Annotated in this window: 16 protein-coding genes; 8 read left to right on the top strand and 8 right to left on the bottom strand. The window is 53.3% G+C overall.

Going from position 1 to position 15598, the window contains the following annotated elements:
* Positions 1 to 8 precede the first annotated feature (8 nt).
* Both DFR77_RS09225 and xseA read right to left on the bottom strand, forming a co-directional pair.
* Complete coding sequence (locus DFR77_RS09225; protein WP_003693009.1) at positions 9 to 1550, bottom strand: L-lactate MFS transporter; 1542 nt, start codon at positions 1548 to 1550, stop codon at positions 9 to 11.
* Between the two features lie 292 nt (positions 1551 to 1842).
* A complete protein-coding gene (gene xseA / locus DFR77_RS09230; RefSeq protein ID WP_003688847.1) occupies positions 1843 to 3198 on the bottom strand; it encodes an exodeoxyribonuclease VII large subunit in 1356 nt (451 codons plus the stop codon).
* Positions 3199 to 3394: 196 nt separating this feature from the next.
* On the opposite strand from xseA, the gene nadE reads away from it, so the two are divergent.
* Positions 3395 to 4216: an NAD(+) synthase gene (gene nadE, locus DFR77_RS09240; RefSeq protein WP_003691281.1), complete on the top strand. Its 822-nt coding sequence runs from the start codon at positions 3395 to 3397 to the stop codon at positions 4214 to 4216.
* Between the two features lie 70 nt (positions 4217 to 4286).
* Here nadE and dnrN read toward each other — a convergent pair whose 3' ends face one another.
* The gene (gene dnrN, locus DFR77_RS09245; protein WP_003688853.1) at positions 4287 to 4760 is read right to left on the bottom strand and encodes an iron-sulfur cluster repair protein DnrN; all 474 of its coding nucleotides are present in this window, start codon (positions 4758 to 4760) and stop codon (positions 4287 to 4289) included.
* Positions 4761 to 5057: 297 nt separating this feature from the next.
* On the opposite strand from dnrN, the gene trxA reads away from it, so the two are divergent.
* Positions 5058 to 5390 (top strand): thioredoxin TrxA, encoded by a 333-nt coding sequence (trxA, locus tag DFR77_RS09255; protein ID WP_002247584.1) that lies wholly within the window; start codon positions 5058 to 5060, stop codon positions 5388 to 5390.
* Positions 5391 to 5441: 51 nt separating this feature from the next.
* Here the strand turns inward: trxA and DFR77_RS09260 are convergent, their stop codons facing one another.
* On the bottom strand, positions 5442 to 6389 hold the full coding sequence (locus DFR77_RS09260) for a class I SAM-dependent methyltransferase (protein WP_012503687.1): 948 nt from the start codon (positions 6387 to 6389) through the stop codon (positions 5442 to 5444).
* Positions 6390 to 6716: 327 nt separating this feature from the next.
* Here DFR77_RS09260 and DFR77_RS09265 point away from each other — a divergent pair, with 327 nt between their 5' ends.
* Positions 6717 to 8105 carry a DEAD/DEAH box helicase gene (locus tag DFR77_RS09265; protein WP_003693004.1) on the top strand — a complete coding sequence of 463 codons (1389 nt, stop codon included), beginning with the start codon at positions 6717 to 6719 and terminating at the stop codon, positions 8103 to 8105.
* A gap of 350 nt (positions 8106 to 8455) precedes the next feature.
* Here DFR77_RS09265 and DFR77_RS09270 read toward each other — a convergent pair whose 3' ends face one another.
* The 3 genes from DFR77_RS09270 to DFR77_RS09280 all read right to left on the bottom strand — a co-directional run bounded on the left by DFR77_RS09270 (position 8456) and on the right by DFR77_RS09280 (position 9809).
* A complete protein-coding gene (locus DFR77_RS09270) occupies positions 8456 to 8656 on the bottom strand; it encodes a hypothetical protein (RefSeq protein ID WP_003693002.1) in 201 nt (66 codons plus the stop codon).
* 13 nt (positions 8657 to 8669) lie between these two features.
* Entirely contained in the window at positions 8670 to 9224 is a 555-nt protein-coding gene (locus tag DFR77_RS09275) for a hypothetical protein (RefSeq protein ID WP_003688863.1), read from the bottom strand.
* A gap of 84 nt (positions 9225 to 9308) precedes the next feature.
* The gene (locus DFR77_RS09280) at positions 9309 to 9809 is read right to left on the bottom strand and encodes a hypothetical protein (protein WP_010357954.1); all 501 of its coding nucleotides are present in this window, start codon (positions 9807 to 9809) and stop codon (positions 9309 to 9311) included.
* Positions 9810 to 10212: 403 nt separating this feature from the next.
* Between DFR77_RS09280 and DFR77_RS09295 the strand changes: the two genes are divergently transcribed.
* Entirely contained in the window at positions 10213 to 11406 is a 1194-nt protein-coding gene (locus DFR77_RS09295) for an aspartate aminotransferase family protein (RefSeq protein WP_003688867.1), read from the top strand.
* A 106-nt stretch (positions 11407 to 11512) separates the two neighbouring features.
* On the opposite strand, the gene clpX is transcribed toward DFR77_RS09295, so the two are convergent.
* Positions 11513 to 12757 carry an ATP-dependent Clp protease ATP-binding subunit ClpX gene (clpX, locus tag DFR77_RS09300; RefSeq protein WP_003688869.1) on the bottom strand — a complete coding sequence of 415 codons (1245 nt, stop codon included), beginning with the start codon at positions 12755 to 12757 and terminating at the stop codon, positions 11513 to 11515.
* A 182-nt stretch (positions 12758 to 12939) separates the two neighbouring features.
* Here clpX and rbfA point away from each other — a divergent pair, with 182 nt between their 5' ends.
* From rbfA to DFR77_RS09320, 4 genes are all read left to right on the top strand, one after another.
* On the top strand, positions 12940 to 13311 hold the full coding sequence (rbfA, locus tag DFR77_RS09305; protein WP_003688871.1) for a 30S ribosome-binding factor RbfA: 372 nt from the start codon (positions 12940 to 12942) through the stop codon (positions 13309 to 13311).
* Between the two features lie 10 nt (positions 13312 to 13321).
* Positions 13322 to 13846 (top strand): hypothetical protein, encoded by a 525-nt coding sequence (locus DFR77_RS09310; protein WP_003688872.1) that lies wholly within the window; start codon positions 13322 to 13324, stop codon positions 13844 to 13846.
* 57 nt (positions 13847 to 13903) lie between these two features.
* Entirely contained in the window at positions 13904 to 14824 is a 921-nt protein-coding gene (gene truB / locus DFR77_RS09315; RefSeq protein ID WP_003688873.1) for a tRNA pseudouridine(55) synthase TruB, read from the top strand.
* A gap of 216 nt (positions 14825 to 15040) precedes the next feature.
* Positions 15041 to 15595: a site-specific DNA-methyltransferase gene (locus tag DFR77_RS09320; protein ID WP_249033557.1), complete on the top strand. Its 555-nt coding sequence runs from the start codon at positions 15041 to 15043 to the stop codon at positions 15593 to 15595.
* Positions 15596 to 15598 lie beyond the last annotated feature (3 nt).

Below are 15598 nucleotides of genomic sequence, written 5' to 3' on the forward strand. Positions count from 1 at the left end.
GGGCGTTTTCAGGAGAAAAGGTCGAGTGCTTTGACAAAGACCATCACCACGCCGTAGGCGAGCGGTATGACGGCCAATGCCCAACGCCACCAGACCGATATGCCGTCGCCGGAAACTTTTTCGCCCACAAGGTAAGCGTCGGATATGGCGGTTTCGTCGTCGGGGTTGCCGCTGCGTGCGGCGGTTTTGATGTCTTTTTCGTGGTGTTTTTCGTGTACGGATTTGACGGCGAGGTTGCACAACAGTCCGACAATCAACAATCCCGCCATAATGTACATGGTTACGCTGTATGCCTGTGCCGCCGGTATGCCGCTGTCGATTTGGCTTTGGCGTATGTAATTGACCAGTACCGGGCCGATGACGGCGGCGGTTGACCAGGCCAGCAGGATGCGCCCGTGAATCGCGCCGACCTGATAGGTGCCGAACAGGTCTTTCAGGTAGGCGGGAATGGCGGCAAATCCGCCGCCGTACATGGAAATAATCACGCAAAAGCCGATGATGAACAGGGCTTTGCTGCCGCCTTCGCCGATGGAGGGAACGGCGAAATACAGCAGCGAACCGAGTACGAAGAAGATGGTGTAGGTGTTTTTGCGTCCGATTTTGTCGGAAACGCTCGACCACAAAAAGCGTCCGCCCATATTAAACAGGCTCAGGAGGCTGACGAAGCCTGCCGCCGCACCTGCGCCGACTGCCGACTGCCTGCCTGCGGAGGTTTCGGAAAAGAGTTCCTGAATCATCACGGATGCCTGGCCCAATACGCCGATGCCGGCGGTTACGTTCAGGCACAATACCCAGAACAACAGCCAAAACTGCGGCGTTTTCATGGCTTGGGACACGTTGACATGATTGCTGCTGACCGGCTTGTTTTGCGTTTTCGGCACGGTATAGCCTTCAGGTTTCCAGCCGTCGGCAGGTACGCGGATGGTAAACGCGCCGAACATCATCAGTGCGAGGTAAAACAGGCCCAATACGGCAAAGGTTTCGGCAACCCCGACCGAAGCGGCGTTTGAAAAGGCGTTCATCAGTGATACGGAAAGCGGCGAGGCCAGCATTGCGCCGCCGCCGAAACCCATAATCGCCAAACCGGTCGCCATACCCGGCTTGTCGGGAAACCATTTCATCAGTGTGGAAACCGGCCCGACGTAGCCCAAACCCAAGCCTACGCCGCCGATGACGCCGTTGCCCAAATAGAGCAGGAAGAGGTTGTGCGTACGCACGCCGAATGCGGATACGAAGAAGCCCAGGCTGAAACAGCAGGCGGCGGCAAATATGGCTTTGCGCGGCCCTACCCGTTCCATCCATGTGCCGAACAGGGCGGCCGACGCGCCCAGCATCGCGAGTGCGATACTGAAAATCCAACCTACGGTCGTCAGCTTCCAATCTCCGGCCGCCGATTCGGTTATGCCGATAAGTTTGGTCAGCGGCGCGTTGAATACGGAATAGGCGTAAATCTGCCCGATGGCAAGGTGCACCGCCAATGCTGCGGGCGGTACGAGCCAACGGTTGAAACCCGGCTTGGCAATGCTTGCCTCACGGTCTAAAAACTTCATAACATCCTCTTTCTGTCAGTTGAAAAATAAAATTTCATTTGCCCAATGGAAACTTATTAAAAATTATAAAAAAATATCGGGTTGGGTTTTTATCCGCCCCAAGATGCGCCGTCTGAAACATTTCGGGTGTGCGGAGAGGTTTCTGTTTTTTCCGACAAATTCCTGCGGCTTTCCGCTTCCGGATTCCCGCTTTTGCAGGAATGACGAATTAAAGATTATCTTAAGGTCAAGGGACTGGGTTCCCGCTTTCGCGGGAATGACGGCGGAGGGGGAGCGGTTTTTCCGATTGGGTTTAAATGCAATCGAACAAATCCTGCTGCCCTTGTTCTTTGCTTACGCGCACGTCGGTTTCGCCGTCGGAGAAGGTAATGTGCAGCTTCTGCCCCTGCTTCAAAACATCGGCGTTACGGATGACTTGTCCGCGTGTATTTTTGACAACGGAGAAGCCGCGTTCCAGAATGTGCTGCGGCGAAACGGCTTCGAGCAATGCGGCTTGGGCGGTCAGGCTTTGACGGCGACGGGCGAGCAGCCGGCTGAAGGCGGCGGGCAATGCCGTCTGAAGGCGGACGATATCTTGCCGGTAAACGGAAACATCAGGACGGCAATGTTGCAGGGCTTGGGTTTGGCGTTCAAAACGGGCGGTGTGGGCGCGGAGGTTTTGCGTCATCGAGTAAGACAGCGTTTGCGCCAGCTTGCCGATTGAAGCGCGCTGCTCGTCAAGTTTTTGGCGCGGGTGGCGGATTTGCCGCGCGAGCCAGTCGAGTTTTTGGCTGGCATCGAAATAGCGTTGCTCCAAAACGGTTTTCAGACGGCCTTGGGCTTGGACGAGGCGGTGCAGTGATTCTTGGCGGTTGGGGCTGACCAGTTCCGCCGCGCCGGTCGGCGTGGGCGCGCGCACGTCGGCAACGAAATCGGCGAGCGTGAAATCGGTTTCGTGTCCCACGCCGCTGACGACGGGAATCGTGCAGGCTTCGATGGCGCGCACGACCGGTTCTTCGTTAAACGCCCGCAAGTCTTCGATGCTGCCGCCGCCGCGACAGACAATCAGCACATCGCATTCGGCGCGTTGCGATGCGGTTTTAATCGCTTGGGCAATCTGAAACCCGCTGCCCGCGCCCTGAACGGCGGCCGGATAAACGATGACGGGGATTTCGGGCGCGCGGCGTTTCAAGGTGGTTACGACATCGCGCAAAGCCGCCGCCGCCAGACTGGTAACGATGCCGATACATTGCGGACGGACGGGCAAAGGTTTTTTGCGTTCCGCCGCAAACGCGCCTTCCGCCTGCAACTGCGCCTTCAACCGCTCGTAGGCTTCGTAAAGCTGCCCCAAACCTTTGAGCCGTACTTCGTTTACGGTAATCTGAAATTCGCCCCGCGCCTCGTAAATACTGATTTTGCCCGCCACTTCGATATGGTCGCCTTCTTTCAAAGGTTGCGCCAAACGCGCCGCCGCACCCTTGAACATCGCGCAACGCACCTGCGCGCGGCTGTCTTTGAGTGAGAAATAATAATGCCCGCTGGCGGCGCGGGTCAGATTGGACACTTCGCCCGCAATCCACAGGCCGGCAAGGTGGTTTTCCAAAATACTTTTGGCAAATGCGTTCAACTCGGAAACGGACAACACGTCAGAATGAAAAAAATCAGACATCGAATCAATCAAATAATAAAAAATATGAATATGTTTTGAAGCCCAAGGCGGCATCGTGCCGTCTAAATTGTCAACAATATTATAACACGCGCCATCTTGCCGCCAGCCTTTTCCTATATGACTTTTTTAAGCGGGGAATGGGAAAAATATTCATCAACCCGCCCTCAATCTATTCAAATTGCACCGCCGGCAGGCTATGATGCGGATATTTTCGACAGGAGGAAAAATGGATACGCAGGCAGTTATCACACATATTGTCCGATGGTTGGACGAATACGCCGCTCAGGCAAATGCAAAAGGGTTCGTCGTAGGCGTTTCCGGCGGCATCGATTCCGCCGTCGTCTCCACGCTCGCCGCCCGCACCGGCCGCACCACGCTGCTTCTGGATATGCCGATACGCCAACACCCCGGCCAGCTCGAGCGGGCAAGGCGGCACATCCGCAATCTGCAAGGGCAATATGCCAATGTAAGCGCGCAAACGGCCAATCTGACCGACACCTTCCAAACCTTTGAGCAAACCGTCGGCGTTCATCAGACGGCATTTGCCAATCAGCCGCTTTCGCTCGCCAACGCCAGAAGCCGCCTGCGTATGCTGACCCTGTACTACTACGGGCAGATACACGGACTGCTGGTTACGGGGACAGGTAATAAGGTTGAAGATTTCGGCGTGGGTTTTTTTACCAAATACGGCGACGGCGGCGTGGACATCAGCCCGATTGCCGACCTGACCAAAACGCAGGTTTACCGGCTTGCCGAAGCATTGGGCGTGGACGAGGCGATTCAAAAAGCCCCGCCGACCGACGGCCTGTGGGATACGGAACGCACCGACGAGGAACAGATGGGCGCAAGCTATCCCGAACTGGAGTGGGCAATGGGCGTGTACGGCACGCGCAAACCCGAAGATTTTGAAGGACGGCGGCGCGAAGTTCTGGAAATCTATACGCGGCTTCACCGCGCGATGCAGCACAAAATCAACCCGATTCCTGTGTGCCGCATTCCGCCCGAATTGCTGGGCTGAAACATGAAAATGCCGTCTGAAACGGAAAAACCGTATTTCAGACGGCATTGAAATATCCGACTCCTATCCCTTAAGAATCGAGTACGCGGGCAAACAGAATATCGTTTTCCAAATGAATGTGGTCGTTCAAATCGTCCGCCATTTCTTTTGCCAGCGCGTAAAGGCGCGTCCAACTTCCGCAAGCCCCTTCGGGTGCGTGGAAATTACCGGTCAGCTCTTTGAGCCGTGCGATGGCGCGGTCGTGTTCTTCATGTTCGTGCATCATCACGCTGATGGGCATCGCCGCACCGCGTCCGACACCCTGATTAATCATCGGAAACAGCATCCGCTCTTCCTTCATCATATGCATCAGCAGCTCGTCCCGCATATCGGCAAGCAGCCCGGCAATTTCCGCCGGAAAGGTATCGGCATGGACTTGGGCCACTTTCTGCGCCAGCGGCACCAATTCTTCAAATTGTGCGCGGTGGACATTGTGGTAGCGTTGCAGGATATGATCAACGGTTGCGCCAAAGGGAGCAGCTTCCCAAACGGAAAAATCAGTCATTGCAGTGTTCCTTTTATAGGGTTTCGGGTTTGGTTTTGAACATTCATACTTTAAGAATCTATTTAAACGGAGCATACACCGCCCGCGCGTTTCTGTACAGCCTCAAAAACATTCCTTATACTTTGATAATAAAAGTAATTTTCAAAAATAAAATACTGTCCGAACCGTTTTTTAGAATTTGCAAAGGCGATTGGGGCGGTACAGAAAAACTATTATCCCGCCCGCCCACTTGAAATTTTTATGCCCAAGCCCTATCCTGCACGCTATCGTGCGAATCCCAACCGAAAAGGAAAAATAATGAGCAGCGAATTAATCGTACACACCGGCGATGCCGCCTTCGAGCAAGATGTTTTGAAATCCGACCTCCCCGTCCTGCTGGACTTTTGGGCTCCGTGGTGCGGCCCCTGCAAAATGATTGCCCCGATTTTGGACGACATTGCCGCCGAATTTGAAGGCCGTCTGAAAGTAGTCAAAATCAACATCGACGACAACGAAGCCACCCCGTCCCGTTTCGGCGTGCGCGGCATTCCGACCCTGATGGTGTTCAAAAACGGCGAAGTCGTCGCCACCAAAGTCGGCGCATTGGCAAAAGGTCAGCTGACCGCCTTTGTCGAAGCCTCCATCGCCTGATAAAGCGCAATCGAAAAGCCGCCGGAAGATTCCGGCGGCTTTTTCGCACCCTTAAGATTTGTGGCGGATTTCCCAACACCGGTGGATTTTTTTGTTGCGGAAATCTTCGGGAACGGATTGTTTGGAAATGTCTTTCACGGCGTATTGTTCCGATACCGAATCGTCCAAAACGAAGCTGCGCAGGTTGTTGGAAAAATACAAAATGCCGTCTGAAGCGAGCAGGTTCACCGCGCCGTCTATGAGTTTTTGATGGTCGCGCTGGATGTCGAGGATGCCGGGCATTTTCTTGCTGTTGGAAAAACTGGGCGGGTCCATCACAATGAGGTCGAACTGCCTGCCTTCCCCATATGCCGTCTGAAGGTATTGGAACACGTCGGCGCGGACGATTTTGTGCCGTTCCATATCGATGCCGTTCAATTCAAAATTGCGCCTCGCCCAATCGAGATAAGTGTTGGACAAATCGACGGTTTCGCTGGATGCCGCGCCGCCGGTGGCGGCATAGACGGTGAAGCTGCCGGTGTAGGAAAACAGGTTCAAAAAACGTTTGCCCGCCGCCGTTTCGCCGACTTTTTTGCGCGTGTTGCGGTGATCGAGGAAGAAGCCGGTGTCGAGGTATTTGTCGAGGTTGACCCAAAACTTGCGGCCGTTTTCGGCAATGACGAAATCGTCGCCCGCCTTGCCGGTTTTCTCGTACTGCTGCAAACCTTTTTGGCGTTCGCGGCGTTTGAGACGGATTTGTTCGGGTTCAAAACCGGTAACGAAAGCGACGGCTTCCAATACTTCGGCAAGCCACGCTTCGTATTCTCCGGGCCGCATCAGCCAGCCGGTATCGTATTCCTGAAGGTGGATTCGATCGCCGTAAACATCGGCGGCAAAAGGGAATTGGGGGATGTCGCGGTCGTAAATGCGCCAGGCTTCGATGCCGTTGCGTTTCGCCCATTTCATAAGGTGTTTGATGTTTTTGCCCAAGCGGTTGGCAAACGGTGTGATGTCGGTCATTGATTTCAGGCGGAATAAAGTGGAAAACGGAAATTTTACTGTAATTAACGCCCGATTGCTTGACCTTTTCGGGCAAACCCTATACCATTCTCCGCTTATATCGTCATACGAAGCCATCGCCTTCCAACCTAAACCGCCCTTACGGGCGCGTTTCTTTTGTTGCTTTGATCTTGCAAAGCGTATCTGTGCAGGTTGCCGTCGATGTAAACCACAAGCAAGCCGCTTGCGACAACCCTGTAACTTCACATTCCCCGTATCGTTACCCTTCCCTGCTTCAGGCCGTCTGAACCTTTCGGACGCGGGCGTTGTTGTCTTCCAAGGATAGCCATGTCTATTAAATTTGCCGATTTGAACCTTGATAAAAACATTTTGTCCGCCGTCAGCAGCGAGGGTTACGAAAGCCCGACGCCGATTCAGGCGCAAGCTATTCCGTTTGCTTTGGAAGGCTGCGACATCATGGCTTCGGCGCAAACCGGCTCCGGAAAAACCGCAGCCTTTCTGTTACCGACTTTGCAGCGACTGACCAAACGCAGCGAAAAACCGGGCAAAGGCCCGCGCGCGCTGGTGTTGGCACCGACCCGCGAACTGGCGGCGCAAGTCGAGAAAAACGCACTGGCGTATGCCAAAAATATGCGCTGGTTCCGCACCGTCAGCATCGTCGGCGGCACATCGTTCGGCTACCAAACCCGCGCCCTGAGCAAACCGGTCGATTTGATTGTCGCCACTCCGGGCCGTCTGACGGACCTGATGCAAAGCGGCAAAGTTGATTTTGAACGTTTGGAAGTGCTGATTTTGGACGAAGCCGACCGTATGTTGGATATGGGCTTTATCGACGACATCGAAACCATCGTGGAAGCCACCCCGGCCGACCGTCAGACTTTATTGTTCTCCGCCACTTGGGACGGCGCAGTCGGCAAACTGGCGCGCAAACTGACCAAAGACTCTGAAATTATCGAAGTCGAACGCGTGGACGGCCAAGGCAAAATCGAAGAGCAGTTGTTGTACTGCGACGATATGCGCCACAAAAACCGCCTGCTCGACCACATCCTGCGCGATGCCAACATCGACCAATGTGTGATTTTCACGTCCACCAAAGCGATGACCGAAGTCATCGCGGATGAATTGTACGAAAAAGGTTTCGCCGCCAACTGCCTGCACGGCGATATGCCGCAGGGCTGGCGCAACCGCACGCTGACGGATTTGCGTAAAGGCCGCTGCAAAATTTTGGTTGCCACCGACGTTGCCGCACGCGGTATTGACGTACCGACCATTACCCACGTCATAAACTACGACCTGCCGAAACAGGCGGAAGACTACGTCCACCGCATCGGGCGCACCGGCCGCGCAGGCCGCACGGGTATTGCGATTACGTTTGCCGAAGTGAACGAATACGTCAAAGTCCACAAAATCGAAAAATACATTAACCGCAAACTGCCCGAACTGACCATCGAAGGCATGGAGCCGACCCGCAAACGCAAATCCGCAGGCGGCAAGCCGAAAGGCAAAGGCGGCTGGGGCGATAGGAAATCCGGCGGCCGGCGCGGCGATCATAAACCGGGCAAAGAAGGCTTCGGCGGCAAAACGCGCGGCGAAGGTTTCAAGAAAGAAGGCTTTAAGAAAGACAGTTTCAAAAAAACCGGCGAAGGCTTCAAAGGCAAACGCAAAGTCGGCGACTCTTTTGCAGGCAAAAGCGAACGCCGTTACAAAGACCGCTAAGCCCCAACCTGCCGCGTAAACCAATGCCGTCTGAAACCGATTTCGAGTTTCAGACGGCATTTTTGTAATGTTTCAGCACCGCCCGGCTTTGATACCCAAAGGATTAATCTGCAATATAGTGGATTAAATTTAAACCGGTACCGCGTTGCCTCGCCTTGCCGTACTATCTGTACTGTCTGCGGCTTCGTCGCCTTGTCCTGATTTTTGTTAATCCACTATAAAAACCCTTTTCCGCTTTGGCAACGATTGAAAATTTCCGTAAATTCAAATATCTAGATTCCTTCCTGCGTGGGAATGACGCAGAAGGGTTTCAGATGCAGGATGGGCATTCCTGCCTACCCAATCTCGCCCTACGGCTTGACGGTTCGATATGATGCCGTCTGAAAACCCAACGGCGGCATGACAATGCCGCCCTGCCAACGCACGTAGATCAGAATTGCCATCCCGACATCAAACGCTTGGAAACAAAATGCCGTCTGAAAATCAAACGGCAACATAACAATGCCCCTAACAAATACAAAAATGCCGTCTGAAAGCCCTTCAGACGGCATTGGCGCGCCGGGTTTACCGCCTTCTGCCGAAACCGCGCATAGCGGGACGGCGGTAATTGACGGGCGGGCGCGTTGTCGGGCGGTAACGCTGCGCCTGCGCCGCCTGTTGTTTTGCACGGAGGCTGCGCGTGTTCAAATCCCTGCTGGTGCGCGCATTGGGGCGTGCGGACTGATGGTAGGCAGCACGCGCGCGACGGGCGACGGGGCTGTCTTGGTTGCCCGCCCGTGTGAATTTGTTTGCCAGCGCGTTGCCGATAAACGCGCCTGCCGCCGCGCCAATCAGGCTTTGCAGCAGCCAGCTTCCTGTCGATTGGTCGTAAATATACTGCTGCCCGTCTTTGCCGGTAACGGGCTGACCGTTGTTGCCGTTTGCCTGCGCCTGGGCAGGAATGGTGTCTTTGACTGCTTCGGGAGTCAGCTGGTAAACCGTATCGTCTGCCTGCTGTGCGAGCTGCTGTTGCAGGGCTTCAATCTGTTTCTGCTGCCGTTCGAGCCGCGCCTGCGTGTCGTCTTGGCAGGCGGTGAGTGCGAATGTTGCGATAAGCGCGGAGGCGATGATTTTTTTCATGTGTGTCCTGTTCGGGTGGAAAATCGGTTGTATTGTATCGCCGTCGGGAATTTTGGCAAGCATTCTGCCGGCAAATCGTGATGTTTACAGGGGTAGGGTGTGCAGTTTGCGGACAAATGCGAGGCTGTTGGCGACAGGGTTGCCTTTGTTTTCGACTTCGTGTTCGGTTTCTATGGTCAGCAGGCGGCGGTTTTTGTGTTTGTTCAGGCTCAATTCGGCTTGTGCGGGTGTGAAAAACAGGCGGTGTTTTTCGGCAAAGCGGCAGGCGCGCTTGTTTGCGGTTTTCAAAATCTGAAGCAGCGATACGTCCAGATGGAAGCGTCGCACGCCCAATACGAGAATCCGTGCGGCAAAAAAATCGGCGGCATCGGTAAACTCGGCGGGGCTGCTGCGGCTGAAGTCGTGCCGTTCGGCGGCTATCAGGGCGGCAACGGTGCGGATTTGCGGAATCATCGATTCGCTGATGAGCGTGTCGTCCCGCCCTGCATCGAGAAGCATGGGGGAAAAATCCTGCGCATCATCGACAATAATGCTGCAAGTGTGCAGGTTTTCGTTTTGTACGGCGGTTTGGGGCATTGCATCCATGGTCATTTTCCTGATTCTGTCGTGTGTTGCCGAATCGGGCGACCTGTGTGAAGGTAACAAAAAAGCCGCCCCGTTTTCGAGCGGCCTGTTTTGCGTATGGGATGGATTTCAAGCAAGCGCAAAAAAGCACCGCACGTCTGTGTGGTACCAATAGCAGTAAGCGGTTGTAAACGTTTTGCCTTGCATGATGAAATGCCGTCCGAAGATAAAAATATTGGGGAGATTCTAAATCAAAACGCTGCCGCGCCTCAAGCATTATATCGAAATTTTTTTGTTTTTTCAGCTATCCGGTTGAAAATATTTAGGTTTATTTTTACCACTGCCCGATATTGTCGGCAATTTCCCTTTATCCGCCTTGAAAAACGGTGCATAATCCCGAACAAAACCGCAATCAGGAGCAATTATGCAAAACTATCTGACCCCCAATTTCGCCTTTGCCCCGATGATTCCCGAACGCGCTTCAGGCAGCCGCGTTTGGGATACGGAAGGGCGTGAATATATTGATTTTTCAGGCGGCATCGCCGTTAACGCTCTGGGGCACTGCCACCCTGCCCTTGTCGATGCTTTAAACGCGCAGATGCACAAGCTGTGGCACATTTCCAATATCTATACGACGCGGCCGGCGCAGGAATTGGCGCAAAAATTGGTGAAACACAGTTTTGCCGACAAGGTTTTTTTCTGCAACTCGGGCGCGGAAGCGAATGAGGCGGCGTTAAAGCTGGCAAGGAAATATGCGCGCGACCGTTTCGGCGGAGGCAAAAGCGAAATCGTCGCCTGTATCAACAGTTTCCACGGACGCACGCTGTTTACCGTGTCCGTCGGCGGACAGCCGAAATACAGTAAGGATTATGCACCGCTGCCGCAAGGCATTACGCACGTTCCGTTCAACGATATTGCCGCGCTGGAAGCTGCCGTCGGCGAACAGACCTGCGCGGTCATCATCGAGCCGATACAGGGCGAAAGCGGCATCCTGCCCGCCACTGCGGAATATTTGCAGGCGGCGCGCCGTCTGTGCGACCGGCACAATGCGTTGTTGATTTTGGACGAAGTTCAAACCGGGATGGGGCATACGGGCAGGCTGTTTGCCTATGAACATTACGGCGTTGTTCCCGATATTTTGAGTTCGGCAAAAGCCTTGGGCTGCGGCTTTCCGATCGGCGCGATGCTGGCGACAGAAAAGATTGCCGCCGCCTTCCAACCGGGCACGCACGGCTCGACTTTCGGCGGCAACCCGATGGCGTGTGCGGTCGGCAGCCGCGCCTTCGACATCATCAACGCGCCGGAAACCTTGCACAACGTCCGCAGTCAGGGGCAGAAACTTCAGACGGCATTGCTGGATTTGGGCAGGAAAACAGGCTTGTTCTCACAGGTTCGCGGGATGGGGCTGCTGCTCGGCTGCGCGTTGGACACGCCTTATCGCGGACGCTCATCCGAAATCGCCGCTACCTCCTTGAAACACGGCGTGATGATCTTAGTTGCGGGTGCGGACGTATTGCGTTTCGCGCCTTCGCTGCTGTTGAACGATGAGGATATTGCGGAAGGTTTGCGGCGTTTGGAACACGTGCTGACGGAATTTGCCGCCGCAAACCGCCCCTAGGCAGAAAGCAGATGCCGTCTGAAGACGGGAAGGCCTCAGACGGCATCAGAAACAAAAAACCGCTTCGGAAACGTGATCCAACGTTCCGAAGCGGTTTTGTTTGCCATCAGGACTCGAACACCAATTCCGGTTCCCTGCCCTCTTCGATGACTGCCTTGCCGACCACCACTTTTTTCAAGCCTTGCAAATCGGGCAGGCGGTACATCGTATCGAGCAGGCAGCGTTCGACGATGGAACGCAGGCCGCGCGCGCCGGTTTTGCGTTCCATTGCCTGCCGCGCGATGGAACGCAATGCGCCTTCTTCAAATTCCAACCCGACGTTTTCTATGCCGAACAAGGCTTGATACTGCTTGACCAAAGCGTTTTTCGGCTCGGTTAAAATATTAATCAGCGCGTCCTCATCCAGTTCTTCTAAAGTTGCAATCACGGGCAAACGTCCGATTAATTCCGGAATCAGGCCGAATTTGATTAAATCTTCCGGTTCGACGATGCCGAACAGCTTGGTAATGCCGGCATTTTCGTCCTTGCTGTGAACGGACGCGCCGAAACCGATACCACCTTTCTCGGTGCGCTGGCGAATCACTTTTTCCAAGCCTGCAAACGCGCCGCCGCAGATAAACAGGATGTTGGCGGTATCAACGTTGATAAATTCCTGATTCGGATGCTTGCGTCCGCCTTGGGGCGGAACGCTTGCCACCGTACCTTCAATCAGTTTCAGCAAGGCTTGCTGCACGCCTTCGCCGGACACGTCGCGCGTGATGGACGGGTTGTCGCTTTTACGCGAAATTTTGTCAATTTCGTCAATATAGACAATGCCGTGCTGGGCTTTTTCGACATCGAAATCGCATTTGCCCAACAGTTTGGTAATGATTTGTTCGACATCTTCGCCGACATAGCCGGCTTCGGTCAGCGTGGTCGCATCCGCCATCACGAACGGCACGTCCAGTTTGCGTGCCAAAGATTGCGCCAACAGCGTTTTACCCGATCCGGTCGGGCCGATAAGCAGGATGTTGGATTTCGACAATTCGACACCGCCGTCGGCTTTCGGGTGGCGCAGGCGTTTGTAATGGTTGTAAACCGCAACCGCCAGCGCCTTTTTCGCCTGCCCCTGCCCGATGACATAATCGTCGAGGTTGGCAACGATTTCGGCGGGCGTGGGCAGTTTGCCGGATTCTTCCGGCTCCCCTCCGGCATTTTCCGGAGGCGTGCCGCCGTTGTCGCCTTCGTACAATATTTCGAGGCAGTTTGAGACGCATTCGTCGCAGATAAAGGCGTTTTCGCCCTCAATCAAATGTTTGACGTGTGATTTGGATTTTCCGCAAAAGGAACAGGTACGGTTTTCGTTGGACATGGCTTTCTTTACAATGTGTGCGTTGCAGAAACGGCATGCGCCGTTCGGGTTGCCAAGTATAATAACTATATCCGTGCTTATCAACGTATTACCTTAAAATCCCGCCGATTCGGCTATAATACGCCCCTTTGCAACCGCCCCGGCGGCAGAAATGCCGTCTGAAACCAAATCTGAGGATATTCATGAGAAAACCCCAACGCGGCTACGCCCGCCAAGACCGTGTCAAAGAACAAATTATGCGCGAGCTTGCCGAACTCGTCCGTACCGGACTGAAAGACCCGCGCGCCGGCTTCATCACTATCAACGAAGTCGAAATTACCCGCGATTACAGCCACGCCACCGTGTTCTACACCGTTTTGAACCAAGATACGCGCGAAATTACGGAAGAAGTGCTGGAACACGCGCGCGGACACCTCCGCAGCGAATTGTCCAAACGCATCAAGCTGTTCAAAATCCCCGAACTGCATTTCAAATACGACGAATCTTTGGAACGCGGTATGAGCCTGTCCGCCCTTATCGATCAAGTGGCGGCGGAAAAACCGGTTGAAGACTGATACTGCCAGAATGAACAATCTGATTCCCGAACATTTAGCCGCCTATGCACATAGTGATAACCTGCAAATTGAAGGCGGGCATCGTTGCTTTTCATTATCCTGCCAAGGTAGAGATACTTTCCACATCCGTTACTATGGAGAGCCTTTTGATGGATTGATTACCGATACTGATAAGGCGCCGGTAAAAATTGTGGCGGTAGAAGCTGTAAGCGGCGATGAAATCGTATTGTTTGATGGGGCGGAACATGGCTATAACGCTATGTTCTGCGACAAATATAGCCAAAATCAAAAGCAAAACAGAACGTTAACTGATTTGGATGAATATACTTACCGAGTTCCGATTCATCTTTATTACAATATAGACTACGAAGATGAATATGAAGATTTCGTCAATTCTGAAGGACAAGTCCCCTTAATTGATGGCCGCATCATTAGTTTTGACTCATTAAAACGAAATGGCTTTGATGCAATCAGCATTGATCTAATTGATGAAAAACACTCTGTTCGTGAATTATTGAATGAAGAATTAAGCTGACACGCAGGCCGTCCGAACCCTTTCAGACGGTCTGAACATTAATATTCCCTAATTAATATGACCAATAAACCCGCCAAACGCCCGGTCAACGGCGTTCTTCTTCTCGACAAACCCGAAGGCCTTTCCAGCAACACCGCCCTGCAAAAAGCGCGGCGTTTGTTTCATGCCGAAAAAGCAGGGCATACCGGCGTGCTCGATCCTTTGGCAACCGGACTTTTGCCCGTCTGCTTCGGCGAAGCGGCCAAGTTCGCCCAATACCTGCTGGATGCCGACAAAGCCTACACCGCCACGCTGAAACTCGGCGAAGCCAGCAGCACGGGCGATGCCGAAGGAGAAATCATTGCCGCCGCCCGCGCCGATATTTCCTTAGCCGAATTTCAGACGGCCTGCCAAGCACTGACAGGCAACATCCGCCAAGTGCCGCCGATGTTTTCCGCCCTCAAGCACGAAGGCAAACCGTTGTACGAATACGCGCGCAAAGGCATTGTTATCGAACGCAAACCGCGCGACATTACCGTTTACTCTATCGATATTGCCGAGTTTGACGCGCCCAAAGCCGTGATAAGCGTGCGTTGCAGCAAAGGCACCTACATCCGCACCCTCAGCGAAGGCATCGCCAAACACATCGGCACATTCGCCCACCTGACCGCCCTACGCCGCACCGAAACCGCCGGCTTTACCATCGCCCAAAGCCACACGCTCGAAGCTTTGGCAAATTTAAACGAAACAGAACGCGACGGTCTGCTGCTGCCCTGCGACGTATTGGTTTCACACTTTCCCCAAACCGTTTTAAACGATTATGCCGTCCATATGCTCCAATGCGGGCAACGGCCGCGTTTCGAGGAAGACCTGCCTTCCGATACGCCGGTACGCGTTTACACGGAAAACGGCCGCTTTGTCGGTTTGGCGGAATATCAAAAAGAAATATGCCGTCTGAAAGCCTTGCGCCTGATGAACACGGCGGCATCCGCCGCCTGAGCGGCGGTTAAAAATACGGGCTGTGTTTGAATAATATGTTGATATTTCCGCAAAATCCCGATGCATTCGGACACCCGCCCCGCTTATCGCAACGTTGCGAACGCCCCCGGAAACAGCAAAGACAGCAAAGAATTGATTTTATTATAATTTATTTGTAAAGCCATTTGCCGTTACACAAGAATGGCACATTAAAATAACTGATGAGGATTTATAACGATGAAGACAGGCATTCAAACCGAATTAGCCCAAGCCCTGCTACCACACGAAAAAATATGGGCGAACGAAGAAAAAACCATTTTGGCCAAAAACATCCTGTTGGATTTGGTGGAAAAAACCGACCCGTCCATTATCGGTTTGTTATTGAATAATGATGAGTTAAAACGCCATTTCTTTGTGGAAGTGAATGGTGTTTTGGTGTTTAAATTGCAGGATTTTCGTTTTTTCTTGGACAAACACAGCATCAATAATTCCTACACAAAATACGCCAACCGCATTGGTTTGACGGACGGCAACCGCTTTTTGAAAGACAATTCGGATATTGTGTTGGATTTTCCGTTTAAAGATTGCGTATTGAATGGCGGACAAAGCACCGAAGAAGGCGAAGAAATTTATTTTAAACGCAATAATAGTCAGCCAGCCAGCCAGCCAGCCAGCCAGCCAGCCAGCCAGCCAGCCAGCCAGCCAGCCACCCATCCAACCAAACAAATATACATCATATTAATAACAAACACTCAGGCAAACTATATTAATCAAAAGATTTCTTTCGATTAAGCA

Origin of the sequence: Neisseria gonorrhoeae (assembly GCF_003315235.1) — a bacterium.
Lineage (GTDB): Bacteria > Pseudomonadota > Gammaproteobacteria > Burkholderiales > Neisseriaceae > Neisseria > Neisseria gonorrhoeae.